The sequence below is a fragment of the Streptomyces sp. NPDC002309 genome (assembly GCF_053593375.1).
In genome coordinates, this window is record NZ_JBSFCI010000004.1 from 150,124 (window position 1) to 174,147 (window position 24,024).

The window sequence follows — 24,024 nt, forward strand, 5'->3', positions numbered from 1 at the left end:
GCAAAGCTCGAAGGATCGCGGGCGTCGCAGGAGCCGCCCAGCACGCGGATCCCGCGTGTCCGCGCCCACAGGGACCTCACCGTGCACGGGAGGCAGGATCATGGGCGACAAGACCCACGCACACCCCGGAGCCGCCGGCAGAGCAGTGGCGGCCGACCGGCCCACGTCCGTACGGAATGTGGTGCTGGTCGGCCACTGCGGGGCCGGGAAGACGACTCTGGTGGAGGCTCTCGCGCTTGCGGCGGGAGCGGTGAACCGGGCGGGCCGTGTGGAGGACGGCGGCACCGTCTCCGACTACGACGAGATCGAGCACCGGCAGCAGCGCTCGGTGCAGCTCTCCCTGGTGCCCGTCGAGTGGGACGGCATCAAGGTCAACCTCCTCGACACCCCCGGATACGCCGACTTCGTCGGGGAACTGCGGGCCGGTCTGCGCGCGGCGGACGCGGCCCTCTTCGTCGTCTCGGCCGCGGACGGGGTGGACGGCTCGACCCGCGTGGTGTGGGAGGAGTGCGCGGCCGTCGGCATGCCGCGCGCCATCGTCGTCACACACCTGGAGGCCGCCCGCGCCGACTTCGGGGAGATGACGCGGATCTGCGCGCAGGCCTTCGGCGCCGACGACCCCGACGCGGTGCTGCCGCTGTACCTGCCGCTGCACGGTCCTCAGGCGCCGGACGGGCACGCGCCCGTGACCGGGCTGACCGGGCTGCTGTCGCAGAAGCTGTTCGACTACTCGACGGGTGAGCGCAAGGAGTCCGAGCCGGGCGAGGAACAGCTGCCGCTGATCGAGGAGGCCCGCAACCGCCTCATCGAGGGCATCATCGCCGAGAGCGAGGACGAGACCCTCATGGACCGCTACCTCGGCGGCGAGCGCATCGACGTCGAGACGCTCGTGCAGGACCTGGAGCGGGCCGTCGCGCGCGGGACGTTCTTCCCCGTCCTGGCCGCCGGTCCCCCCGAGGACGGCGCCCGGCAGGGCCTCGGCACGGTCGAACTGCTGGAGCTGGTCACCGGGGGGTTCCCGACCCCGCTGGAGCACGACCAGCCCCGGGTCACCACGATCGACGGCAGGCCGCGCGAGGTGACGCTCTGCGATCCGGACGGGCCGCTGGTCGCGGAGGTCGTGCGGACCTCGTCGGACCCGTACGTCGGCCGCGTCTCGCTCGTGCGGGTCTTCTCCGGGACGCTGCGTCCGGACGTGACCGTGCACGTGTCCGGGCACGGACTGACCGACCGGGGCCACGAGGACCATGACGTCGACGAACGCGTCGGCGCCCTGTCCATGCCGTTCGGCAAACAGCAGCGCCCCGTCCCGCACTGCGTCGCGGGCGACCTCGCGTGCGTGGCGAAGCTGAACCGCGCGGAGACCGGCGACACCCTCTCCGCCAAGGACGATCCGCTCCTGATGGAGCCCTGGGACATGCCCGATCCGCTGCTGCCGCTCGCCATCCAGGCGCACAGCAAACCGGACGAGGACAGACTCTCCCAGGGCCTGGCCCGGCTGGTCGCCGAGGACCCGACGATGCGCCTGGAGCAGAACCAGGACACCCATCAGGTGGTCATGTGGTGCCTGGGCGAGGCACACGCGGACGTCGCGCTGGAACGGCTGCGCAGCCGGTACGGCGTCCAGGTGGACGTCGTACCGCACCGGGTCCCCCTGCGGGAGACGTTCGCGACCAAGGCCGGCGGGCGCGGCCGTCATGTGAAGCAGTCCGGCGGCCACGGGCAGTACGCCATCTGTGAGATAGAGGTGGAACCGCTGCCCGGCGGCTCGGGGATCGAGTTCGTCGACAAGGTGGTCGGCGGGGCCGTGCCCCGGCAGTTCATCCCGTCGGTCGAGAAGGGCGTCCGCGCGCAGGCCGCCAAGGGCATCGCCGCGGGGCACTCGCTCGTGGACGTGCGGATCACCCTGCTCGACGGCAAGGCGCACTCCGTGGACTCCTCGGACGCCGCGTTCCAGACGGCGGGCGCCCTCGCGCTGCGGGAGGCCGCGGCCGACGCGCGGATCCATCTGCTGGAGCCGGTGGCGGAGGTGAGCGTGCTGGTCGGCGACGACTACGTGGGCGCCCTGATGAGCGACCTGTCGGGGCGGCGCGGCCGGGTGCTGGGCACCGAGCAGACCCCGGGCGGACGGACCCTCGTGCGGGCCGAGGTACCGGAGATCGAGATCGGGCGGTACGCCGTCGATCTGCGTTCCCTGTCGCACGGGACCGCGCGCTTCAGCCGGCGGTACGCACGCCACGAGCCGATGCCCCCTCAAGTCGCCGAGCGGCTGCGGAAGATGGAGCAGGACGCCTCTTAGCGACGGGAGGCCCGAGCACGCGGCCCGTGTCCGGTTCGGCGGGCGGCTTCGGCCGTCCGCCGACGTATGTCGGTGCCTGCGGCTAGGCTTTGACGACCTGATCAACAGGTGTGCGGAGCAGGGAAGTCGGGAAGGCCGCAGGAGCGACGACGGCGGCGATCGGGGGGCGGGAATGACCGTTGACAGCGGTTACGCGGACATCTTCGGACCACAGGTGCCGCGCACCGGCGACGAGGGGCAGACGGCGACGTACGCCCTGGCCTCGGCGGCGTACCGGGACAACGAGATCGAGGAGATGCTCAAGGCCAACAACGAGTGGCACGAGTCGAAGGTGAAGCCCGGCCAGCCGTGGGCGAAGATCTTCCGGCCCAACCTCGGCGAGGCGTTCTCCCGGGCGGTGGTGGACCGCATGCTGGGCTCCGGCCGGGCGCCGCTGATCCAGTCCTTCGGCGCGGAGCCGCAGGTCGTCGTCGAGCACTGTCTCGCCGCGAACCGCATCCGCAGGGAGCGCGACAACCTGCTCGCGATCGTCATGGTCCTGTGCGGTCTGCTCTTCCTGCCGGGGCTGCTGGTCTGGCTGATGGTGTTCACGATCCGCACCACGATCGCCCGGCGCGAGGACAAGCGGGCCTCCACGCTCGCGACGACGCTGCTCGTCGCGGTCGGCGCGCTGGCCGTGATCTTCCTGATCCAGATGCCGTTCACGGGTTTCTGGGCCTGGTACGCGCGCGCGGCGGTGGTGATGCCGGTGATCGGCTGGTTCTGGGCCAAGCAGATCTGCGAGCGCACCGCGAAGGACCTGCGGGAGCGCTGGGACAGCCTGCTGTCGGGCGGCAGCGTCGGCGCGAAGGTGCCCGAGGCGGTGCCGAGCAACCCCGGCGAGACCGCCGCCGAGCAGCTGCGCCAGTCCCTCGCCCGGCTCGGGGCCGAGCAGCAGTCCAACTCGGTCTTCTACGCCGGCCCCAAGGGCATACTCGGCATGGGCACCCGCTGGGGCAGCTGGCAGCTCGCGGAGGACCTCTCCCCCGCCGATCCCGACCGGGAGATCCACCCGTTCCGCAGCTGGGACGTGGTGCGGGCCATCCACGACCAGCTGCGCATGCTGGAGCGCGGCCCGCTGAACACGGGCGGCTTCCCCAAGCCGTCGATACGGCACTGGGTCGTCACGCCGATCGGCGAGAACGCGACGGCGGTGTCCCGTCCGGAGGGCACGGACGTGGAGGCGTACCAGGTCAAGTCGCACGCCATACAGGACATCTGCAACAAGCAGCAGTTCGGCAGCGGCGACCGGCACTACCTGGGCGTGCAGTGGACGCTCTGGGACGGGCAGCTGGTGATCACCATGCTGATCACCGTGACGGTGCTGTTCGAGACGCTGCGCATCGAGGTGACCGGCCACGCCCTGGGCCCCGTGCACCCGCTCTTCACCTCCAAGCCGGCGGCGAAGGAGAAGTCGGTGCAGAAGTCCGTGAAGCGCTGGGAGACACGGACGGTGAAGCTCCCCCTGGTCGACACCGACGAGGTGGTACGGGTGGCCGCCCGGGCGCCGCTGACCTGGTACCCGCCGCTGCTGAACTGGCTCGGCGGCTCGATCACCCTGCCCGAGCCGTTCGGTCTGCGGCACGCGTGGGCCGCGAAGCCCTGGCGGCACCGGTTCATGGCCGACGACGCGCTGCGCGCCGCCACGCCCGTGCTCCGCGTGGTCCACTCGGCCGCGATCCGGGTGCTGCAGGAGAACGGCGTGGACACCGAGAAGTTCGGCAACCGCTCGGCGTTCCTCAGCACGGCGGTGCAGGACCCGTCGCCGCGGAAGGCGGACCTGTACGACGCGTAAGCGACTCCCGGCCGGCGGCCTCAGGCCGCCGGCCAGGCCTCCGCCAGCATCTTCCGCGTGTCGGCCAGCAGCTGCGGCAGCACTCGCGTGTGCCCCACCACGGGCATGAAGTTCGTGTCCCCGCCCCAGCGCGGCACGATGTGCTGGTGCAGATGCGCGGCGATGCCCGCGCCGGCGACCCCGCCCTGGTTCATGCCGATGTTGAAGCCCTGCGCGCCCGACGCCGTGCGCAGCGCCGTCATCGCCTGCTTGGTCAGCCCGGCGAGCTCGGCCGTCTCGGGCTCGGTGAGGTCCGTGTAGTCGGCGACGTGACGGTAGGGCACGACCATGAGGTGGCCGCCGTTGTACGGGTACAGGTTCAGCACCGCGTACACCTGCGCCCCGCGACGGACGACCAGTCCGTCCTCGTCGGATTTCGCCGGGATCGAGCAGAACGGGCAGCCGTCGTCGGCCCCCGGACCGGTGGGCTTGTTCTCACCCTGGATGTACGCCATCCGATGGGGCGTCCACAGGCGCTGGAACGCGTCCTGCGTCCCCACTCCGATCTGCTGCTCCGGCTCACTCGTCATGCAAGGCAGCATATGGCTTCGCCCATTCGCGGCGTGTCGTCGGGGCTCGTCGAAACCCGCCGGGGCCGGACGGGGGCCGACGGAACCCCGCCGAACGAAAGACCCCGGAAGGCCGGTCGGCCTCCCGGGGGTCCTCGCGGTACGCCGGATGCGTCAGACCTGCGTGCGCTCCTCGACGACCTTCGCGATCTTGGCGATGGCCTCGTCCACGGGGATGCCGTTCTCCTGGGAGCCGTCGCGGTAGCGGAAGGAGACGGCGCCGTTCGCCATGTCCTCGTCGCCCGCGATGACCATGAAGGGCACCTTCTGCTTCTGGGCGTTCCTGATCTTCTTCTGCATGCGGTCGGACGACGAGTCCACCTCGACCCGCAGCCCCCGCCTCTTCGCCGTCGCGGCGAACTTCTCCAGGTAATCGATGTGCGCGTCGCCGATCGGGATGCCGACCGCCTGGACGGGCGCGAGCCACGCCGGGAACGCGCCCGCGTAGTGCTCCAGGAGCACCGCGAAGAACCGCTCGATCGAGCCGAACAGCGCGCGGTGGATCATGACCGGACGCTGCTTGGTGCCGTCGGCGCCGGTGTACTCCAGATCGAACCGCTCGGGCAGGTTGAAGTCGAGCTGGATGGTCGACATCTGCCAGGTGCGCCCGATGGCGTCCTTGGTCTGCACGGAGATCTTCGGCCCGTAGAAGGCGGCGCCGCCCGGGTCCGGCACCAGCGGCAGTCCCTGCTTCTCGGCGACCTGGCGCAGCGTCTCGGTCGCCTCCTCCCACGCCTCGTCCGAGCCGACGAACTTCTCCGGGTCCTTGGTGGACAGCTCCAGATAGAAGTCGGTCAGGCCGTAGTCGCGCAGCAGGCCGAGGACGAAGGTGAGCGTCTTGTCCAGCTCCTCGGACATCTGCTCACGGGTGCAGTAGATGTGCGCGTCGTCCTGAGTGAAGCCCCGCGCGCGGGTGAGGCCGTGCACGACGCCGGACTTCTCGTAGCGATACACGGTGCCGAACTCGAACAGCCGCAGCGGCAGTTCACGGTAGGACCGGCCGCGCGCGTCGAAAACCAGGTTGTGCATCGGGCAGTTCATGGGCTTGAGGTAGTAGTCCACACCTTCGTCGAGCTGCATGGGCGGGTACATGCCGTCGGCGTACCAGTCCAGGTGGCCCGAGGTCTCGAAGAGCTTCCCCTTCGTCGCGTGCGGGGTGTAGACGAACTCGTAGCCCTCCTCCTCGTGGCGGCGCCGCGAGTAGTCCTCCATCACCCGGCGGATCACCCCGCCCTTGGGGTGGAAGACGGCGAGCCCGGAGCCGATCTGCTCCGGGATGGAGAACAGGTCCAGCTCGCTGCCGAGTTTGCGGTGGTCGCGCTTCTCGGCCTCGGCGAGGAAGTCCAGGTGCGCCTTCAGCTCGTCCTTGGACGGCCAGGCGGTGCCGTAGATGCGCTGGAGCATCGGGTTCTTCTCGCTGCCGCGCCAGTAGGCGGCCGCGTTGCGCATCAGCTTGAACGCCGGGATCAGGCGGGTGGAGGGCAGGTGCGGACCCCGGCAGAGGTCCTTCCAGCACAGCTCGCCGGTCTTGGCGTCCAGGTTGTCGTAGATCGTCAGCTCACCGGCGCCGACCTCGACGTCCGCGCCGTCGTCGTGCGAGGCGGAGCCCTTGAGGCCGATCAGCTCCAGCTTGTACGGCTCGTCGGCCAGCTCCTCGCGGGCGGCCTCGTCGGTGACGACCCGGCGGGAGAACCTCTGCCCCCGCTTCTGGATCTCCTGCATCTTCTTCTCGATGGCCTTGAGGTCATCGGGGTGGAAGGGCTTCTCGACGTCGAAGTCGTAGTAGAAGCCGTCCTTGACCGGCGGGCCGATGCCCAGCTTGGCCTCGGGGAACAGCTCCTGCACGGCCTGCGCCATGACGTGCGCGGTCGAGTGACGCAGGATGTCCAGGCCGTCCGCGGAGGAGATCTCGACGCCCTCGACCTCGTCCCCGTCGGCGAGCGCGTACGCGAGGTCCCTGAGCTCGCCGCCCACGCGCGCGGCGATGATCGAGCGCTCGCCGGCGAAGAGGTCGGCGGCCGTGGTGCCCGTCGTCACCGTGCGCTCTTCCCGCTCGGAATCGCGTTGGATGATCACACGGACGTCTGACACCGGTCTCTCCTGACTGAAGGTGGGTGCGGCGCCGTACCGAGAGCGCACGCATTAAGGGATCGTACCGACCCCGGACCACCCCAGGCGAAATCAATCCCCGCCGCAGGCCTCCTCGAAGAAGTCGAGGTTCTCCTGCAGCGACTTCAGCAGCTGGTCCCGCTCCACCTCGTCCACCTGCACCGGCACCACCCCGGAGGCGCCGGTCAGCCGGCGGAAGCCGCCGCGGCTCTCCAGGCGGCCGTGCACCCGCACCGGCAGCCCGACGAGGTGGGCCTGCCCGGCGATGCGGTAGTCCTCCTCGTCCAGTGTCAGCCGCACATGCGGTATCTCGGCCCCGGCCAGCACCCGCAGCCGTACGGTTCCCTCGCCGCGCCGCTCCGACCTGCGCATCCGGACCACCTCGCCGGTGATCCGGACCGGCATGGACGGCTCCTCGCGCAGATAGCGGGCTCCGGCCTCACGCAGCACGGGCAGATCGCCCGGTGAGAACTCGACGGCCTCGCCGCGTCCGGCCCCGCCCTCGGGGGGACCGGCGCCGGGCGCCCACTCGACGGCGACACGGGCGCCTTCCGTGCCTCGCACCAGGGCCACGAGGGCCTCGGTCAGCTCCCGGCTCACGCCGGCTTCCACGGCGCCGTCGAAGGCGTCCATGCCTCCGGTGGCGCGCTGGTAGTCGATGGCCTCGCGGACGGCGTAGAGCGCCTGGTGGAGGCGGACCGCGAGCGGGCGGGCCGGGTCGACGGGGACGAACGCGGTCAGGCCGCGCCCGCCGGTCGCGGCGCCGACCAGCACGCTCTCCAGCATCACGGCCGCGGAGCGCTTGTGCCGCGCGCCGTAGTAGCCCGCACGCGCGCGGGTGGCGAGCGCACCGGCGAGCAGCGTCTGGCGGGCGGCGGAGCGCAACTGCTCCTCCACGGTCCAGGACGCCGCACCCGCGGGTCCGCCCGGCACATCGCGCCACCAGCGGATCTCGTCGCTCGGCACGCTCAGCCCGACGAGCACCTCGCGCGCGGACGGCAGGGCGCTGCGGGAGAGCGCGAGAAGCGCCTCGGCGAGCAGGTCGTCGCTGTCGGGGAAGGCCCGGCTCTCGGGGACGAGCAGGCTGGTGCCGGCCGAGCCGGGCCCCGGCGGTGTCCAGCGGCCGTAGCGTCCGGCGGCGCCGCCGCGGCGCTGCCAGCCGTGCCGGCGCAGCAGCGCGCCGAGCACGGCGGGGTCGACCTGGCCGGCCTCCGGCGGCTGGTCCCAGGGCTCGGGGTGGGGTCGTACGGCCCTCAGGGGCTCGTCGAGCGGGCGGTGCGTCATGGCCTGCCTCCCGTCCCGACCCGCGTCATGATCTCGCACAGCACCCGGTCGTCGAAGATCCGCGAGGTCGGTACGCGGACGTTGGTCCGGTACCGGCCGGTGACGGGGTGGCCGGCGAGGTTGACCCAGTAGCAGCAGTGCCTCAGGTCGAGCCGGTCGTGGCTGGCGCGCAGCCAGTCGTCCTGCGAGCGCGGGACGAGCATCACGACGAGGATCTTGTGCACCGAGACCGGGGTGCGGGCGAGTTTCGCCAGGTGGTCGTTGTCGAGCGTGAAGGAGAAGAAGCGGCCGGGCGGCTTGGGCGCGATCTGGTACGTGGCCTTGAGCTGCACCTTGATGGTGACCTCGTCGTCGATCGTGTGCCCGGGCGCGCTGTGACTGACGTGCCAGTCGATGCCGTTGTCCGGAAAGGGCTGGGAGAGGGAGCATCCGGCGGCGGCCGCGACGGCGTGCAGATAGCCCACCTGCAGTGTCTCCATGCAGGCGGTGGTGGCGAGTGAACCGCGATGGGTGCCCGTGCGTTCGGGCAGCAGCCCGCCTCGCTCGGGCTGCGCTATCGCCATGGCCGGCAGCCTTCCAAGCAAAGTGAATTTCCCCGCGCCGGGCCGTGCCCGCGGAACATGCCGCTGAACTGCGCGGACCCGTACTTCTGTTGTCTCCCCCCGGCGTACGGCGCAAACAGCCCGGGTATCACCAAACGGGCAGAAGACGGTGCGTCAGCTGCCGTGGGTGAACGAGGAGTTGTGTAGGTATGACGTGCTGGTACGAGGGCCCCCTGGCGGCATTCGACACGGAGACAACAGGCGTGGACGTCGAGACCGACCGGATCGTGTCGGCCGCCCTCGTCGTCCAGGACGCCCCTGGCACGCGCCCCCGGGTGCACCACTGGCTGGTGAACCCGGGCGTGCCGGTGCCCGCCGGGGCGACGGCGGTGCACGGGCTGACGGAGGATCATCTGGCGCGCAACGGCCGCTGGCCGGCGCCGGTGATGCACGAGATAGCCACCGAGCTCGCCGAACAGGCGAGCACCGGACGGCCGTTGGTGGTGATGAACGCGCCGTTCGACCTGACGCTCCTGGATCGCGAGCTGCGCCGGCATCGCGCTTCGTCGCTGGGGCGCTGGTTCGAGACGGTCCCCCTGCTGGTGCTCGACCCGCGGGTCCTGGACAAGCATCTGGACCGCTACCGCAAGGGCCGCCGCACGCTCACCGACCTGTGCGAGCACTACGGCGTCCCGCTGGACGGCGCGCACGACGCGGCGGCGGACGCGACCGCGTCGCTGGAGGTCGTACGGGCCGTCGGGCGCCGCTTCGCGTCCCGGCTGGAGCGCCTGTCGCCCGCCGAGCTGCACACCTTGCAGGCGATATGGCACGCGGCTCAGGCGCGGGGCCTGCAGGCGTGGTTCGCGCGCAGCGGCAACGAGGAGGCGGTGGACCCGGCGTGGCCCCTGCGGCCAGGGCTCGCGGCGGCAGCCTGACCGGCCGTCCGACATGCGAAAGGCCGGTCCGCCTGGGCGGACCGGCCCTCTCCCGGTGGGCGATACTGGGTTCGAACCAGTGACCTCTTCGGTGTGAACGAAGCGCTCTCCCACTGAGCTAATCGCCCGGGAACGGACTGAACAATACAGGTGCCCCCGCGCTTCCTTCAAACCGCTGGGGAATCGCGGCCCAGGTACGCGCGCAGACCGCGCCGTCCGGCCCGCATCATCAGCCAGTGGTTGACGCGGAACACCGGCCGCCCCGGCACGGCCAACCGTCGCAGCAGAGGTGTGTTCACATGCACCACCTGGTCGTAGCGGGCGAGGCAGCCCGCCCCGGCGGGTGTCACCGTCCAGCGCGCCCAGCCCTCGACGTCACCGGACATGGCGATCTCCAGCACCCCGGCCCCGGGGTCCCGGCGCACCTCGCGCGCGGTGAAGGTCATGTCGTACGGGAGGAGCGACCGGATCCGGATCACACCGGTGGCGTCGTCGGTCCGCTCGGCCTCGCGCACCTGAGGCCACCACCGCGGGTACTCCTCGGGCCGCTCCAGCACGCCGTACACGACGGCGGGCGGAGCGGGCAGGTGCCACAGACTGCGGAAGCGGTAGTGCGTCCAGTCCATGTGCCGAGTCTGCCCGACGGGGCTCCGGGTGGCCGGTACGCGCCGACACCCACGGTGACGACGCCGGCGCGGAACGACAACGGCCCGTCCGCTTCCGCAGACGGGCCGTGTTCCGGGTGGGCGATACTGGGTTCGAACCAGTGACCTCTTCGGTGTGAACGAAGCGCTCTCCCACTGAGCTAATCGCCCGGGCGCAGGGAGAACATTACCCCATGTCAGAGGGTGCGGATGACCACGCCGGACCGCCCCCGCACCCCGCCACGCGGATCACTGGTCCTTGATCTTCCACGGCATCATGAAGCCGAACTTCCAGACGTAGAACGCGCCGATCGCGGCGACGATCACACAGCCGATCGACGTCAGGATGATGTTGCGCCGGCGCACCTTCGGGTCGAGTGCACGCTGTGCCGCCTCGGTGACCTTGCGTTTCGTCCAGCGCAGCACCAGCTGGGCCCAGACGAACTCGGTCGCCCAGATCGCCATGCCGCCGAAGATGATCACCCAGCCCGGGCCCGGCAGCGGCAGCAGCACGATGCCGGTCACCACGACCGCAAGCCCCACGAGGAAGACGCCCGCCTGCCAGCTCACGTGCAGCAGGCGCCGCGCCTTGATGAATTCGGGCGCACGCGACCCGAGGGCGCGCTCGCCCTGCGCCGCGCGCGTCCCCGACTCGTCCCTCGCCATGGCGACCTCGCCAGGCTTGCTACTCCCCGTATTCATACGGCCAAACCCTACCCGAACGTTTCCGGTCACCGAAATGGGCGTATCGGACGAAGTCGTTCTCGGCCGGAAGAGTTACGTAAACACACGCAAAACCCTCAGAGGGGTTTACAACGGCACCGTAGGTGGCATGTCGATTTCGCCGACGTGCGAATCCCCGAGCGCACACTGAGCGAAAGGCCCTGGCGCTTATGAACACCACGGTCAGCTGCGAGCTGCACCTGCGCCTCGTTGTGTCGAGCGAGTCCTCCCTGCCTGTCCCCGCAGGCCTGCGGTACGACACGGCCGACCCCTACGCCGTGCACGCCACCTTCCACACCGGAGCCGAGGAGACCGTCGAGTGGGTGTTCGCCCGCGACCTCCTCGCCGAAGGGCTTCACCGACCCACAGGTACCGGCGACGTCCGTGTCTGGCCGTCGCGCAGTCACGGTCAGGGCGTCGTGTGCATCGCCCTCAGCTCCCCCGAGGGGGAAGCACTGCTCGAGGCCCCGGCACGGGCTCTCGAATCGTTCCTGAAGCGAACAGACGCCGCCGTGCCGCCCGGCACGGAGCACCGGCACTTCGATCTGGACCAGGAGCTCTCGCACATCCTGGCGGAAAGCTAGGGCGAGACCAGCACCAAGCCGCCCGGCCGTCCACTCGGGGAGACGGCTCGGGCCTGTCCGGCGGATCAGGTCGGAGCAAGCCGACGGCGCTGATCGGCCACCGTGAAGCGTGCCAGGGCTTGTCTCCGGCAGGATCCTCCGGGCAGGCCCGCACGCGCCAGGACAACCGCATACGGCACACACCGGCGCCGCCACCGCGCGTTCCAGCGGGGGCGGCGCCGGTCCGCGTGGAGGCGAGCACGCCTCCGGCGCCGCCGGGCCCTCGGGGGAACCGCAGGGCGTCCCGGCGCGTTCCCAGGGCAGGCACGGGCCGTGAGTCTCGCCGGAGGCGGTGGAGCGGTGGCCCGGAGCCACTACCATCGGCCACCATCGGCGGGCGCCCGCCCGACCATCAGGCCAGGGAGCGTAACGTGCTGATCACCCACGACACCCGGTGCGCCCTCGACACCGTGGTCGATCTGGTCAACACCGCACCGGAGGACGACTCGACACCGGACGGGCTGCCGGACGTCGCGACCCTCAAGCACTTCGTGCGGAACCACGCGATCAGCGATGTCGGGACGCTCTCGGAGTTCGACCTCTCGGCGGTGCGCAGGATCCGCGGCCGGTTCGCCGGGATCTTCGCGACCGCGGACGCCCGTACCGCGGCCGGGATGATCAACGAGTTGATCGCCGCCGCCGGCACCACACCGCGTCTCACGGACCACGACGGCTACGACTGGCATGTGCACTACTTCGCGCCCGGCGCCTCCGTCGCCGACCATCTGGCCGCCGACTGCGGGATGGCGCTGGCCTTCTTCGTGGTCGCGGGAGAGCAGGAGCGGCTGCGGCGGTGCGAGGCGCCGGACTGCCGCCGCGCCTTCGTCGACCTCTCCCGCAACCGCTCGCGGCGCTACTGCGACAGCCGCACCTGCGGCAACCGTCTGCATGTGGCCGCCTACCGGGCGCGCCGCCGGGAGGCGACGGGCTGACGCCCGGCCGGTGCACGGCCGCCGGGCCGACCGGTGGAAGGCCGATGCCGACGCGGTGCCCGGCGGGTGGCGCCGGGCACCGCGCGTACGGCTCACAGCAGGAACAGATCGTGCAACGCAGCCATGAGCAGCAGACACCCGATCACCGCAAGGAAGATCATCAGCGGTGGCTGGGATAGGGCGAAGAGGCACCCGCGCGGCTCGTCCTTCTGCGGCGCGGCATCGCTCTGTGTCGTGTCCAGCATCTCGCGCTGATGATGACGCAGGCGGCGGCCAGAACGCGATCAAGACGCACGAAGATGCGGGAGTTCGCCGAAATCCGTGATGACCTGCACGTCTGTGGTGCGAGCCGGACAGCTTCCGATCATCCGCAGCGTGGGGTCGTTCCAGACGGTCATGGCCGGATTCAGATGCCGTGCTTCTTGAGGATGGCCTCGATGTCGCTGAAGTCGTCCGCGGCGTCCGCACGGGGCGCGGCCTGCGGTTCGGTGCTCTTGCTCTTCGTGGCAGCCGGACGGGCCGCCGGGCCCAGGGAGGGCGACGACGCCCGCGGGGCCACCGGGTCGCGCCGGGGCTCCCCGGCGACGGCGCGCCCCTTGCGGCCGCGGCGCCGCTCCACCGCCCGCACGGACAGCAGGAGCAGCCAGGCACCGCCGAGCACACCGAAGCCCGCCCAGGCCACAGGGCTGAAGGCGGTGTCCGCGGCCCACTGCACGAGACCGGTCATGACCAGCCCCAGCGGGACCAGCGCATAGGCGGCGACACGGGTGGCCGTGAGGAAACGCCTGCGGAAGGCCGACACCGCCGAGATACCCAGCCCGGCCGCGGCGACGGCGGAACACACGGTCTCGGCGATCATCCGGTCCTCCAGGCTGCCTCGGGCGGGCGGAGCGCTTCGCCTCCTCCATCGTGCACCCGGCGCACCCCGCCGGGCCATGCTCCGCCCGGAGATCAGGGACATCTCCGGGTCGGCTCCTGCGCGCGTGCGGGTGGGACGTACGACCGCGGGCGGGACGGCGCTGCGGCCGACCCCGAGGCCCCCGCGGGCCGGCCGCGACGAGGGCTCGACCGCCGGGCCTCAGTGGGCGGATGGCCCCTGACCCGCGCTCGCGGACGGTAGCTGTCCCGCCCTTCTTATGGTGGGCGGCGCCCGCGCGCACGCAGGTACCGAACAGCACGATCGCCGGGCGCCGGGGCGGCGCGGGCCGGAACCCGCCCGCTCCGGGTCGGCCGCGCGTCCGGGAGCGCCGGAGCCGATTGGGACCGTCGCTCCCGGGCTGGGAGACTGGCCTCATGAACGACTCCTCGCCCGACCGCCCCGCACCCGTCCTCGACGTCTGGTGCGAACTCCAGTGCCCGGACTGCCGCAGCGCGCTGGACGACCTCCGCGCCCTGCGCGCTCGTTACGGCGACCGGCTCGAACTGCGGCTGCGGCACTTTCCGCTGGAGAAGCACAAGCACGCCTTCGCCGGCGCGCAGGCCGCCGAGGAGGCCCTGGAACAGGGGCAGGGGTGGCCCTATGTGGAGGCGGTGCTGTCACGGGTCGACGAACTGGCCCGTGAGGGGGAGCCCCTCCTGGTCGAGGTGGCCCGGGAACTCGGCCTGGACGCCGAGGAGTTCGACACGGCGCTGATCGACGGACGGCACATCCTGATCGTGGACGCCGACCAGGCCGAGGGCAAGGCGATCGGCGTGACCGGCACCCCCACGTACGTCATCGACGGCCTGCGGCTGGACGGCGGCAAGAGCCAGGAGGGACTGCGCGAGCGGATCGAGGAGATCGCGGACCGGCTGCTCGCCGGCCAGGACTGACGGCCGGGTTCCTCAGATCAGGTGCTTGTAGAGGGTGTGCCGCGTCGTCGTGTAGCCGAGTGACTCGTAGAGCCGCTCGGCGGGGGTGTTCCCGGCGAAGACGTTGAGGCCGAGAAGACGCCGGCCGGCCGCGATCGTCTGACGCTCGGCCAGCAGCATGAGCGTACGGCCGTGACCCCGCCCCCGGTGTGCCGCGTCGGCCTCGACGTCGTAGACGTAGGCCCCGTCGTCCTGAAGCGCCACCCACAGCGTGCCCACCCGCGTGCCGTCCCGCTCCAGGACGGTGAGCAGCGTGTCCGGGGTGGCCGGGCCGTCCGGCAGGAGCCTGTCGTGGTCGTCCCGCGCCTTGGCGTACGCCTCGGTCTCCGGTACCCCCCGCTCCATCCAGGTACGCGCGTAATGCTCCGACTCGTGCTCCAGCCAGCGGGCGAACTCGGCCTCCGTCATCGGGCGCGCGTGACTTCCGGCGGGCAACTCGGGCGGGGTGGCGCCGAGGTGCTTCTCCATACCGCGGTTGCGCGGGACGTACCCGAGTGCCGTCAGGAGCCGCAGCGCCGGCTCCGCGTCCCCGGGGGCGGACGCCTCGATCTGGCGGCAGCCCCAGCCGCGCGCGACCTCCTCCGCGGCGAGGGCGGCGACCGTGCCGCGTCCGCGGCGGCGGTCCGGTTCCTCGATGCGCAGGTCGAGGAGGCGTGCCACGGAGTCGCCCAGGGTGGGGGACGTGCCGAGGCGCACCGCGCCGACGGGACGGCTGTTCACGCACACCTGGTAGTGGCGGGAGCGCGTACCGTCGGCCGCGCGCTGAAGCGGCTGGGTCGGCCGCAGGGTGGTGGTCATCAGGGGTGTTCTACCCGCTCCCGCCCCCCGAGTCCGCCGAATCTCCGCGGCGTTCTACGGATCGAGGTCGTCGCCCGACCGCTCGTCGAAGATCCGCATCGCCTTCGCGGTCACCGGGCCCGCGGCGCCGGGCAGTTCGCGGCCGTCGACGCGATGGACGGCCTGGACGTCCCGCAGGGTGGACGTCAGGAAGACCTCGTCGGCCCGCTCCAGCACGTCCAGCGGCAGATCGGTCTCCTTCGTGCCGGTCCACTCCGCGGCCAGCGCGCGGGTGATGCCCGCGAGGCAGCCGGAGGCGACCGGAGGAGTGTGGATCTCGCCGTCGAGGACGACGAAGACGTTCGAGCCGGTGCCCTCGCAGAGTTGTCCGACGGTGTTGGCGAACAGCGCCTCGGAGGCGCCCTGTTCGTGCGCGCGGGCGAGGGCGACGACGTTCTCGGCGTACGAGGTGGTCTTCAGGCCGGTGAGGGCGCCACGCTCGTTGCGGGTGAAGGGGACCGTGATCACGGCGGTGGAGTCCGGGCGGCGCCGGGTCTCACCGAGGGCCACGACCAGGGTCGGACCCTGGTCGCCGCGGTCGGAGCCGAGCGGGCCGTGACCACCGGTGTAGGTGAGGCGGAGCCGGCCCAGCGGCATGGGGTTGGCGTCCAGCACGGCGGCGCACGCGCGGCGGACCTCGTCGAGGTCGGGGTCCGGCAGGCCGAGGCCCCGGGCCGAGCGGGTCAGCCGGTCGAGGTGGCGGGTGAGGGCGAACGGGGCGCCGTCGACAGCCTTGATGGTCTCGAAGACGCCGTCGCCCACGGTCAGCCCGTGGTCGAAGACGGAGACACGGGCGGACCCGGCATCCTGGAGCCCGCCGTCGAGCCAGATCTTCACTGGTCCCCACCTCACATTTCCGTGCCGGGGACCTGGCCGCGGCCGGGGCGCCGGGGGTCCTCCCCCGTCGGGCCCGGCACGATCACAGTCCCTCTCCACTCACCTCGTACGCCCCCGACGCTATCGCGAGCAGCCGGGACGCCTTCAGTTCGGTCTCCCGCCACTCGTCCTCGGGGTCCGATCCCCAGGTGATCCCCGCTCCGGTTCCGAAACGCAGGCGGCCCTCGGCCCGGTCGAACCAGAAGGTGCGGATACCGACGGCCACCTCGCCGGTCCCCCGGTCGGCGTCGACCCAGCCGATGCCGCCGCAGTACGGCCCCCGGGGTGCCGTCTCCAGGGCGTCGATGATCCGCAGGGCGCTCGACTTGGGCGCCCCGGTGACCGAGCCGGGCGGGAAGGCGGCGTCGAGCAGCTCGGGCCAGCCCGCGCCCTCGCGCAGTTCACCGCGCACGGTGGACACCAGGTGGACCAGGCCGGGGTGCTTCTCCGGCACGCACAGATCGGGGACCGTCACCGTGCCGGACGCGCAGACACGGCCGAGGTCGTTGCGGACCAGGTCGACGATCATCACGTTCTCGGCATGATCCTTCTCCAGCAGGTCCGCCTCGGTGCGGCCGGTGCCCTTGATCGGGCCCGACTCGACGACACGCCCCGCGCGGCGCAGGAAGAGTTCGGGGGAAGCGGTCGCGATCTCCACTCCGTACCGGGGCAGACGAATCGTTCCGGCGTAGGGCGCGGGGTTGCCTCGGGCCAGCAGCGCGGTGAGGGCGTCCGGGTCGGCGTCGGGGGCGACGGGGGCCGACAGGACGCGGCAGAGGTTCACCTGGTACACATCGCCCGCCGCGATGTGCCGTCGGATCCGGCGCACTCCCTCCGTGTAGGAGGCGTGGTCCAGTGACGACGTCCAGTCGCCGACGGCCGGGCCGTGCCAGGCCCGCCGGGCCGGCGCGGGAACGGGCTCCTCCCTCACGTCGGCGAAACGCGCGCAGGTCAGACGGCCCTCGAAGTCGGCGGCGACGGCCCAGAAGCCGGACGAGTCGAGTGCCGCCGGGTCGCTCGTGACATCGAGGAGTCCGGTGGCGACGCGGTCGCCGAAGCGGGCGAGAGGGGGGAAGTCCAGCACGCTGCCGAGTCTATGGCGGGTGTCCTCCGGGCGGTCCGGCAGTGTCCCTCCGGGTGGTGCGGGCTCGCGTGCGACCAGACACAGCGCAGCACGCTGCACAAACGCGTTTTTGTACTGGCCCAGGAATCCGCTAGAGTTCAACACGTCGCCGCGACGCGCAAGCCGACCGGAATGACAGGCGAACGTAGCTCAGTTGGTAGAGCGCAACCTTGCCAAGGTTGAGGTCGCGAGTTCGAACCTCGTCGTTCGCTCGAAAGAGCAAGGGGATCTTCCCGAACCCCTACACTCCTGGTGGAGTGGCCGAGAGGCGAGGCAACGGCCTGCAAAGCCGTCTACACGGGTTCAAATCCCGTCTCCACCTCCAAGGACGATTAGCTCAGCGGGAGAGCGCTTCCCTGACACGGAAGAGGTCACTGGTTCAATCCCAGTATCGTCCACTGGATCTTCTCGAAGGTCCGTTCCCGCGCGATTAGCTCAGCGGGAGAGCGCTTCCCTGACACGGAAGAGGTCACTGGTTCAATCCCAGTATCGCGCACGCAGTGCCCACGAACGACTCCCCGGAGTCACGACCGTGGTCCCGAGGACGATTAGCTCAGCGGGAGAGCGCTTCCCTGACACGGAAGAGGTCACTGGTTCAATCCCAGTATCGTCCACACACCGAAGCCCCCGGCCGTCTCGTACGGCCGGGGGCTTCGTCGTGGTGCCGGCGGCTCAGCTGGAGAAGAGCATGCGCCCGAAGCTCTTGTTGCGGTGGTGGCCGTGGTGGCCGCCGTGGTGCCCACCGTGCGGGGCGCCCCAGGCGGGGGCGGGCGGCGCCGGGTACGCCTGCGCGGCGGGCGGGGGCGGCGGCGCCGGCTGGGACCACTGGGACTCCAGACGGGTCAGCGCCTCCAGCTCGCCGTAGTCCAGGAAGATTCCGCGGCAGCCCGAGCACTGCTCGATCTGGACGCCGTTGCGGTTGTACGTGTGCATGGGCGCATGACACTTCGGACACTGCATCGTCGGTTCAACTCCTCGCCGGTCGGTCCTGCTTCGCCATTCGCCAGGACAGACTCTGTCCGGCTGCGGTCGGTTGCACACTACTTCGCGAGGTCGCGGGACAACTGGGCGGGGACGGAAGCCATTCGGGCACAGGCGTCGACGAGGGACTGCTCCACCTCGTCCAGGCGCCGGTCCGCCTCGACGGCCTTCGTCACCATCCGCGCGGCCGTCTGGACGGTGAGGGCGCGGGCCGGGACGTCCAGAGCGGGCCAGGGGTCCGTGTCCGGGGGAACCGCCGGGCCGCCGGACGTCCGGTACGCGGTCAGGAAGCGGGTCCACTCGTCGGGCGGGAGCAGCCCGCAGGCGTACCAGGCGGCCGGCCGGGCCAGGTCCCAGGCCGCCGGGCCCACCCCGAGGTCGTCGACGTCTATGAGCAGCCAGGGGCCGTCCGGCGCGGGGTGCCGGACGAGCTGGCCGAGGTGGAGGTCACCGTGGCAGAGGGTGCCGGTGTCGGGAAGGGGGCCCTCGCCGCGTGCCCAGGCGGGGAGGGCGGCCCAGGCCCGGAGTACGGCACGCGCGGCGGAGCCCCGCGCCGCGGCCCGGAGCCCGGCGACCGCCCGGGCGGCCTTCTCGGGGCCGCGCATGGGAGGGAGCGGGACGGGCGGCGGGGTGCGGTGCAGGCGGGCGAGGAGGCCGGCGGCGGCCTCCCAGGGGGCGGCGTCCGGGGCGTCGGGGTCGACCGGGCTGCCGTACGGCCAGAGGGTCACGGGCCTGCCGTGCAGGGCGACCGGCGTGGGCCTGAGGGGGGCCAGCAGTACGCCGGGTATCCGCGCCGCCGCGGTGAGGCGGGCGCCGAGCGCGGCGGGATCGGCGTCCGGGGCGTGCGCCTTGGCCACGGTGCCGGCGTGCCGGACGACCGTGGCGTCGGGACGATCGGCGAGGGTGACCACCGCTCCGCAGGCGCAGACGTCGGCGCGCGGGTGAGCCGCGGCCCTGGCACAGGCGGCCAGGTCGACGACGAGGGGTGGGGTCACGGGGCGTTCCTCGGAGCGGGGCTGGTGCAGGGAGGGTACGTGGGCGGGGACGGGGTCGGGCAGGGGGCCCCTCACGGGGCCGGTACGACGACGGCGCCCCCGCAGTGCGCCTGCGGCTGTGCGGGTGGGAGGTGAAAAGGGAAGCGGGTGGCCGGGCTCGTGCCGGTCGGCGCGGCGCTCTCACCCCGGCACGACGCCGGAGGCAAAAGCAATGCCGGCGCAGCTCCCCAGCTGCGCCGGCATCATTGCCGTCCGCCGCACCCCCGTCCCCACGGGGTTATGGGTGGATGTCCCCGCCCGGACCGCTCTTCCGGGCCTGGGGTCGCCGCTCAGCGCCCCAGCATCACGCCCACGGACGACGCCTGTGTGGCCACTGTCTCCCAGCCGTCGAAGACGACGAGGAGCAGGACCGCGAGAGGAAGGGCCATGGCCGTCGCCACCACGGGGTGGCGGCGGCCGGTGCGGCGCGGGCGGAACGCGGCGTGCGCCTTGCGTCCCTGCTCGCGGATCAGTGTCCGCGGTGCCGTGTAGGCCATGGCCCCTCTCCTGACCGTTCAGTTGTCGTCGGCAGCGGCGAGTGCCTGACCTCGGGGGACGAGTGCTGCACCCGCCGCTTGACCTCAAATCTAGGTCCGCGGCGGAAGGCGGGCGTCATGCCCTCGTACCGATTGGCGGGCCTCCCGGAGGATGAGCCATGGGCCAGGGCGTACTCCCCTGGGTGGAGAAGAGGACCTAGGTCTCGGGGTCTTCCCGGAGGGGCCGCCCGGTGTGTCCGGTGTTTTCCGAGCTGTCCTCGCGGGGCACCGGCTGCTCGACCAGGGCCAACACCCGGTTCGCCATGAACCGCGCCGTACGGACCACAACGCCGGTTCGCGTGACTTCGCTCACTTCGACGACACCTCGGCGTACGGCCGTCTCCACCCGGCGGCCCGCTCTGCTCGCCACCACCTCGTACGTACGTGTCGTGTCCCCGGCGTCCACGACTATCTCCACACGGTCACCCTTCAAGTGCCCAATCCCCCTTCTGCAACAGGTGGTTGGAAACGCGGACGGCCCAAAGGCGCGTCGACGGCACGCTCCCTGACCACCACTCAAGTCTCGCACCCGGCACTGACAATCCGTCCGGCCGAGAGGGCGCGGCCTCTGCGCGCAGGCGGCCGCGGAAACGTAAGCTGTGCCACGTCACACGGACCGGGCAGCGGGGATGAACATGGCGATGATGCGCCTGAGGCGCGAGGACCCGCGCGTCGTCGGCTCGTTCAGACTGCACCGACGCCTCGGCGCGGGCGGGATGGGCGTGGTCTACCTGGGGTCCGACAAGAAGGGCCAGCGGGTCGCCCTGAAGGTGATCCGGCCCGATCTGGCGGAGGATCAGGAGTTCCGCTCCCGCTTCGCCCGTGAGGTGTCGGCGGCCCGGAGGATCCGCGGCGGATGCACCGCGCGGCTCGTCGCGGCGGACCTGGAGGCGGACCGGCCCTGGTTCGCCACGCAGTACGTGCCGGGCCCCTCCCTGCACGACAAGGTCGCCGACGAGGGGGCGCTCCCCGCCGCCGACGTCGCCGCGGTCGGCGCCGCCCTGTCCGAGGGGCTGGTCGCGGTACACGAGGCCGGGGTCGTCCACCGGGACCTGAAGCCGTCCAACATCCTGCTCTCCCCCAAGGGCCCCCGCATCATCGACTTCGGGATCGCCTGGGCGACCGGGGCCTCCACGCTCACCCATGTCGGCACGGCCGTCGGCTCGCCCGGCTTCCTCGCGCCCGAGCAGGTGCGCGGAGCCACCGTCACGCCCGCCACGGACGTGTTCTCGCTGGGCGCCACCCTGGCGTACGCCTCCACCGGCGACTCCCCCTTCGGGCACGGCAGTTCCGAGGTGATGCTGTACCGCGTCGTCCACGAGGAGCCCCAGCTGCACGGCGTGCCGGACGCGCTGGCCCCGTTGGTGCGGGCCTGTCTGGCGAAGGACCCCGAGGAGCGGCCCAGCACGCTGGAGCTGTCGCTGCGGCTCAAGGAGATCGCGGCACGCGAGGCGCAGGGCCTGATCGAGGGGCGGCCTCCGGCGCCGCGCAGCGGCGAGGCGGACCGGCCCACCGGACGGCTGGCCGACACCTATCCCGACCGCGCGCCGCGCCGGCAGCAGCAGGGCGGGCCCGTGACTCCGGCGCCGCGCGGTGCCGGCAGTCCGCGGGGGCCGGTGGCGCCGCGGGGCGCGTCGGCGAGCCGGAACGGTGGCGCTCCTTCCCGCAGCGGCGGTCCGTCGTCCCGGTCCGGGGCGCGGCCCACGCCCGCCTCACGGAACACGCCGGCGCGCAACACCACCCGCTCCGGCAGCGGAAGTCGTACGGCACCGCGCGGCGGCGCCGGCCGTCCCGCGTCGCGGCCCACCGGGACCGGGCGGCGGCCGGCCAATCCGCGGCTGCTGCGGCAGCGGCTGTTCGTGTTCGTGGTCGTCACCCTGCTCGTGGCGCTCGGCATCGGGGTGGTGCAGGGCTGCCAGGCGGCGACGCGCGGGCTCGGCGACGAGCGGGGCCGCCCAGGCGCACAGCAGGAACAGGTACAGCCCGGCGGGGACCGGCCGTCGGACGCGGGGGCCTCGCTCGCCGAGCACCGGCCGTCGGACACGGGAGCCTCGCTCGCCGAGCACCGGCCGACGGCGCTCGTGGAGTCCCCGTAGGACCCGCCGACCGTACGAACCGCCTTACGGCAGGGGCCGGCCCGTCGCGACCGCGTAGAACGCGACGGCCGCCGCCGCGCCCACGTTGAGGGAGTCGACCCCGTGGGACATGGGGATGCGGACCCACTCGTCGGCGGCGACCAGGGCCTGGGTGGACAGGCCGTCGCCCTCCGCGCCGAGCATGAGCGCGACGCGGTCCATCCGGTGCGGGGCGGCCTCGTCGAGCGCCCTGGCCTTGTCGTCGGGGGTCAGGGCGAGCAGCGCGAAGCCGGCCTCGCGGACCGACTCGAGGCCCTTGGGCCAGACCTCCAGCCGGGCGTACGGCACGGAGAAGACGGCGCCCATGGAGACCTTGACGCTGCGCCGGTACAGGGGGTCGGCGCAGTCCGGTGACAGCAGGACCGCGTCCATGCCGAGCGCGGCGGCCGAGCGGAAGATGGCGCCGATGTTGGTGTGGTCGTTGACCGACTCCATGACGACGACCCGGCGTGCGGAACGCAGGAGTTCGGCGGCCGTGGGCAGGGGCTTGCGCTGCATGGAGGCGAGGGCGCCGCGGTGCACGTGGTATCCGGTGACGCGTTCGGCGAGTTCCGGGCTGACCGCGTAGACGGGGGCGGGCAGTTCGTCGATGACGTCGCGCATGACGTCGACCCACTTGGCGGACAGCAGCATGGAGCGCATCTCGTAGCCCGCGTCCTTCGCGCGTCGGATGACCTTCTCGCCCTCGGCGATGAAGAGACCCTCGGCGGGTTCGCGCTTGCGGCGCAGTTCGACGTCGGTCAGGCCCGTGTAGTCGCGCAGGCGCGGGTCGTCGGGGTCCTCGACGGTGATGAGATCGGCCACAGGGTGATACTGCCTTGTCGTACGTACGGTGCCAACGGCTCGGAACGGGTTGCGTTACCCGGGGTTACGCGGGGGCCCCGGGGCCGACGTCGACGACTTCGCCGACGACGATCACGGCGGGGGGCCTGACCTCCTGCTCACGCACGGTCTCGGCGACCGTCGCCAGCGTCGCGTCGACCCGGCGCTGGGCGGCGGTCGTGCCCTCCTGGACCAGGGCGACGGGTGTGCCCGCCGGCTTGCCGTGCGCGACGAGGGTCTCGGCGATCCTGCCGATCTTGTCGACACCCATCAGGATCACCAGGGTGCCGGTGAGCTTGGCGAGGGACGGCCAGTCGACGAGGGAACGCTCGTCGTCGGGGGCGACATGACCGCTGACCACGGTGAACTCGTGCGCGACCCCGCGGTGGGTGACCGGGATGCCGGCCGCGCCGGGGACGGAGATGGAGCTGGAGATCCCGGGGACGACCGTGCACGGGATCCCGGCCTCGGCGAGGGCCTGGGCCTCCTCCATGCCGCGCCCGAAGACGAAGGGGTCGCCGCCCTTGAGGCGCACGACGGACCTGCCCTGCCTGGCGTGCTCGATCAGGGCGTTGTTGATGGCCTCCTGGGCCATGTAGCGCCCGTACGGGATCTTCGCCGCGTCGATCACCTCGACGTGCGGGGGCAGTTCGGCGAGGAGGTCGCGGGGACCGAGGCGGTCGGCTATGACGACGTCGGCCTCGGCGAGCAGGCGGCGGCCGCGCACGGTGATCAGGTCCGGGTCGCCGGGGCCGCCGCCGACCAGGGCGACACCGGCGGTGCGGGTGCGGTGGTGCGGGGCGACCAGGGTGCCGTCGCGCAGGCCCTCGACGACGGCGTCACGAACGGCCGCGGTGTGCCGGGGGTCGCGGGCCTTGGCGTCCGTGGTGAGGATCGCGACGGTGACACCCTCGCTGTGGCCGGTGGCGGGGGTCCAGGCGGTCGCCGCCTCGGCGTCGTCGGAGCGGACGCACCAGACGCGGTGGCGTTCGGCCTCCGCCGAGGCGTGGGTGTTCGCCCCGTGGTCGCTGGTGGCGATCAGGGCGTACCAGGCGTCGGCCAGGTCCCCCTCGGCGTAGGGCCGCCGCTCCCAGGTGATCTCGCCCGCGTCCGCCATGGCCTCCACCGAGGGCGTGGCGTCCGGGGAGACCAGGAGGATGTCCGCGCCGGCCGCGATCAGGGCGGGCAGCCGGCGCTGGGCGACCTGGCCTCCGCCGAGGACGACCACACGACGGCCGCTGAGGCGGAGGCCTACGGGGTAGGCGGGGTGTTCGGCCATGAGGGTAAGGCTCCTCG

The 24,024-nt window shown here is 72.1% G+C and carries 24 protein-coding genes and 7 tRNA genes; 12 read left to right on the forward strand and 19 right to left on the reverse strand.

Annotation, left to right across the window (positions count from 1 at the left end; all coding sequences use genetic code 11):
* Positions 1-100: 100 nt before the first annotated feature.
* Both ACWCPM_RS05200 and ACWCPM_RS05205 read left to right on the forward strand, forming a co-directional pair.
* Complete coding sequence (locus ACWCPM_RS05200; protein ID WP_450974769.1) at positions 101-2,299, forward strand: elongation factor G-like protein EF-G2; 2,199 nt, start codon at positions 101-103, stop codon at positions 2,297-2,299.
* 172 nt (positions 2,300-2,471) lie between these two features.
* On the forward strand, positions 2,472-4,133 hold the full coding sequence (locus tag ACWCPM_RS05205; protein WP_450974770.1) for a hypothetical protein: 1,662 nt from the start codon (positions 2,472-2,474) through the stop codon (positions 4,131-4,133).
* A gap of 20 nt (positions 4,134-4,153) precedes the next feature.
* Here ACWCPM_RS05205 and ACWCPM_RS05210 read toward each other — a convergent pair whose 3' ends face one another.
* The 4 genes from ACWCPM_RS05210 to ACWCPM_RS05225 form a co-directional block, all read right to left on the reverse strand.
* Complete coding sequence (locus tag ACWCPM_RS05210; protein WP_450974771.1) at positions 4,154-4,714, reverse strand: HIT family protein; 561 nt, start codon at positions 4,712-4,714, stop codon at positions 4,154-4,156.
* Positions 4,715-4,855: 141 nt separating this feature from the next.
* Entirely contained in the window at positions 4,856-6,832 is a 1,977-nt protein-coding gene (thrS, locus tag ACWCPM_RS05215; protein WP_450974772.1) for a threonine--tRNA ligase, read from the reverse strand.
* 90 nt (positions 6,833-6,922) lie between these two features.
* Positions 6,923-8,134: a hypothetical protein gene (locus ACWCPM_RS05220; protein WP_450974773.1), complete on the reverse strand. Its 1,212-nt coding sequence runs from the start codon at positions 8,132-8,134 to the stop codon at positions 6,923-6,925.
* Positions 8,131-8,697 (reverse strand): DUF4365 domain-containing protein, encoded by a 567-nt coding sequence (locus ACWCPM_RS05225; protein WP_450974774.1) that lies wholly within the window; start codon positions 8,695-8,697, stop codon positions 8,131-8,133. The genes ACWCPM_RS05220 and ACWCPM_RS05225 overlap by 4 nt, the downstream gene beginning before the upstream one ends.
* A 188-nt stretch (positions 8,698-8,885) precedes the next feature.
* Here ACWCPM_RS05225 and ACWCPM_RS05230 point away from each other — a divergent pair, with 188 nt between their 5' ends.
* Positions 8,886-9,611: an exonuclease domain-containing protein gene (locus ACWCPM_RS05230; protein ID WP_450974775.1), complete on the forward strand. Its 726-nt coding sequence runs from the start codon at positions 8,886-8,888 to the stop codon at positions 9,609-9,611.
* Positions 9,612-9,667: 56 nt separating this feature from the next.
* Here ACWCPM_RS05230 and ACWCPM_RS05235 read toward each other — a convergent pair.
* The 4 genes from ACWCPM_RS05235 to ACWCPM_RS05250 form a co-directional block, all read right to left on the reverse strand.
* Positions 9,668-9,739, reverse strand: a tRNA-Val gene (locus tag ACWCPM_RS05235).
* A gap of 39 nt (positions 9,740-9,778) precedes the next feature.
* Complete coding sequence (locus ACWCPM_RS05240) at positions 9,779-10,237, reverse strand: SRPBCC family protein (RefSeq protein ID WP_450974776.1); 459 nt, start codon at positions 10,235-10,237, stop codon at positions 9,779-9,781.
* Between the two features lie 117 nt (positions 10,238-10,354).
* Positions 10,355-10,426 (reverse strand) — tRNA-Val (locus ACWCPM_RS05245).
* 78 nt (positions 10,427-10,504) lie between these two features.
* Positions 10,505-10,957, reverse strand: coding sequence for a TIGR02611 family protein (locus ACWCPM_RS05250; protein WP_450974777.1), 453 nt, complete (start codon positions 10,955-10,957; stop codon positions 10,505-10,507).
* 191 nt (positions 10,958-11,148) lie between these two features.
* Here ACWCPM_RS05250 and ACWCPM_RS05255 point away from each other — a divergent pair, with 191 nt between their 5' ends.
* Both ACWCPM_RS05255 and ACWCPM_RS05260 read left to right on the forward strand, forming a co-directional pair.
* A complete protein-coding gene (locus ACWCPM_RS05255) occupies positions 11,149-11,562 on the forward strand; it encodes an SsgA family sporulation/cell division regulator (RefSeq protein WP_004002642.1) in 414 nt (137 codons plus the stop codon).
* A gap of 410 nt (positions 11,563-11,972) precedes the next feature.
* Positions 11,973-12,533: a CGNR zinc finger domain-containing protein gene (locus tag ACWCPM_RS05260; RefSeq protein WP_450974778.1), complete on the forward strand. Its 561-nt coding sequence runs from the start codon at positions 11,973-11,975 to the stop codon at positions 12,531-12,533.
* A 92-nt stretch (positions 12,534-12,625) separates the two neighbouring features.
* On the opposite strand, the gene ACWCPM_RS05265 is transcribed toward ACWCPM_RS05260, so the two are convergent.
* Together ACWCPM_RS05265 and ACWCPM_RS05270 are read right to left on the reverse strand one after the other, a co-directional pair.
* On the reverse strand, positions 12,626-12,778 hold the full coding sequence (locus ACWCPM_RS05265; RefSeq protein WP_450974779.1) for a hypothetical protein: 153 nt from the start codon (positions 12,776-12,778) through the stop codon (positions 12,626-12,628).
* 161 nt (positions 12,779-12,939) lie between these two features.
* On the reverse strand, positions 12,940-13,392 hold the full coding sequence (locus ACWCPM_RS05270) for a hypothetical protein (protein WP_450974780.1): 453 nt from the start codon (positions 13,390-13,392) through the stop codon (positions 12,940-12,942).
* A 434-nt stretch (positions 13,393-13,826) separates the two neighbouring features.
* On the opposite strand from ACWCPM_RS05270, the gene ACWCPM_RS05275 reads away from it, so the two are divergent.
* Entirely contained in the window at positions 13,827-14,345 is a 519-nt protein-coding gene (locus ACWCPM_RS05275; protein ID WP_450974781.1) for a DsbA family protein, read from the forward strand.
* A 12-nt stretch (positions 14,346-14,357) separates the two neighbouring features.
* Here ACWCPM_RS05275 and ACWCPM_RS05280 read toward each other — a convergent pair whose 3' ends face one another.
* The 3 genes from ACWCPM_RS05280 to ACWCPM_RS05290 all read right to left on the reverse strand — a co-directional run bounded on the left by ACWCPM_RS05280 (position 14,358) and on the right by ACWCPM_RS05290 (position 17,181).
* Complete coding sequence (locus tag ACWCPM_RS05280) at positions 14,358-15,182, reverse strand: GNAT family N-acetyltransferase (RefSeq protein WP_450974782.1); 825 nt, start codon at positions 15,180-15,182, stop codon at positions 14,358-14,360.
* Positions 15,183-15,236: 54 nt separating this feature from the next.
* Positions 15,237-16,058: an aminotransferase class IV gene (locus tag ACWCPM_RS05285; protein ID WP_450974783.1), complete on the reverse strand. Its 822-nt coding sequence runs from the start codon at positions 16,056-16,058 to the stop codon at positions 15,237-15,239.
* Positions 16,059-16,140: 82 nt separating this feature from the next.
* Positions 16,141-17,181, reverse strand: a complete 1,041-nt coding sequence (locus ACWCPM_RS05290) for a chorismate-binding protein (protein WP_450974784.1) — start codon at positions 17,179-17,181, stop codon at positions 16,141-16,143.
* Positions 17,182-17,359: 178 nt separating this feature from the next.
* Between ACWCPM_RS05290 and ACWCPM_RS05295 the strand changes: the two genes are divergently transcribed.
* From ACWCPM_RS05295 to ACWCPM_RS05315, 5 genes are all read left to right on the forward strand, one after another.
* Positions 17,360-17,432, forward strand: a tRNA-Gly gene (locus tag ACWCPM_RS05295).
* Positions 17,433-17,471: 39 nt separating this feature from the next.
* Positions 17,472-17,545: transfer RNA gene (locus ACWCPM_RS05300), tRNA-Cys, on the forward strand.
* Between the two features lies 1 nt (position 17,546).
* Positions 17,547-17,618: transfer RNA gene (locus ACWCPM_RS05305), tRNA-Val, on the forward strand.
* A 26-nt stretch (positions 17,619-17,644) separates the two neighbouring features.
* Positions 17,645-17,716: transfer RNA gene (locus ACWCPM_RS05310), tRNA-Val, on the forward strand.
* A gap of 46 nt (positions 17,717-17,762) precedes the next feature.
* Positions 17,763-17,834, forward strand: a tRNA-Val gene (locus ACWCPM_RS05315).
* Positions 17,835-17,892: 58 nt separating this feature from the next.
* Here ACWCPM_RS05315 and ACWCPM_RS05320 read toward each other — a convergent pair.
* The 4 genes from ACWCPM_RS05320 to ACWCPM_RS05335 all read right to left on the reverse strand — a co-directional run bounded on the left by ACWCPM_RS05320 (position 17,893) and on the right by ACWCPM_RS05335 (position 20,204).
* The gene (locus ACWCPM_RS05320) at positions 17,893-18,180 is read right to left on the reverse strand and encodes a TFIIB-type zinc ribbon-containing protein (RefSeq protein ID WP_450974785.1); all 288 of its coding nucleotides are present in this window, start codon (positions 18,178-18,180) and stop codon (positions 17,893-17,895) included.
* An 80-nt stretch (positions 18,181-18,260) separates the two neighbouring features.
* Positions 18,261-19,196: a phosphotransferase gene (locus ACWCPM_RS05325; RefSeq protein ID WP_450974786.1), complete on the reverse strand. Its 936-nt coding sequence runs from the start codon at positions 19,194-19,196 to the stop codon at positions 18,261-18,263.
* A 329-nt stretch (positions 19,197-19,525) separates the two neighbouring features.
* A complete protein-coding gene (locus ACWCPM_RS05330) occupies positions 19,526-19,732 on the reverse strand; it encodes a hypothetical protein (RefSeq protein ID WP_450974787.1) in 207 nt (68 codons plus the stop codon).
* Positions 19,733-19,928: 196 nt separating this feature from the next.
* Positions 19,929-20,204, reverse strand: a complete 276-nt coding sequence (locus ACWCPM_RS05335) for a hypothetical protein (protein WP_385385564.1) — start codon at positions 20,202-20,204, stop codon at positions 19,929-19,931.
* A gap of 196 nt (positions 20,205-20,400) precedes the next feature.
* On the opposite strand from ACWCPM_RS05335, the gene ACWCPM_RS05340 reads away from it, so the two are divergent.
* Positions 20,401-21,867 (forward strand): protein kinase domain-containing protein, encoded by a 1,467-nt coding sequence (locus ACWCPM_RS05340; protein ID WP_450974920.1) that lies wholly within the window; start codon positions 20,401-20,403, stop codon positions 21,865-21,867.
* A gap of 24 nt (positions 21,868-21,891) precedes the next feature.
* Here the strand turns inward: ACWCPM_RS05340 and ACWCPM_RS05345 are convergent, their stop codons facing one another.
* Entirely contained in the window at positions 21,892-22,710 is an 819-nt protein-coding gene (locus ACWCPM_RS05345; protein ID WP_450974788.1) for a TrmH family RNA methyltransferase, read from the reverse strand.
* 64 nt (positions 22,711-22,774) lie between these two features.
* Positions 22,775-24,007, reverse strand: coding sequence for a uroporphyrinogen-III C-methyltransferase (gene cobA, locus ACWCPM_RS05350; RefSeq protein ID WP_450974789.1), 1,233 nt, complete (start codon positions 24,005-24,007; stop codon positions 22,775-22,777).
* Positions 24,008-24,024: the final 17 nt, after the last annotated feature.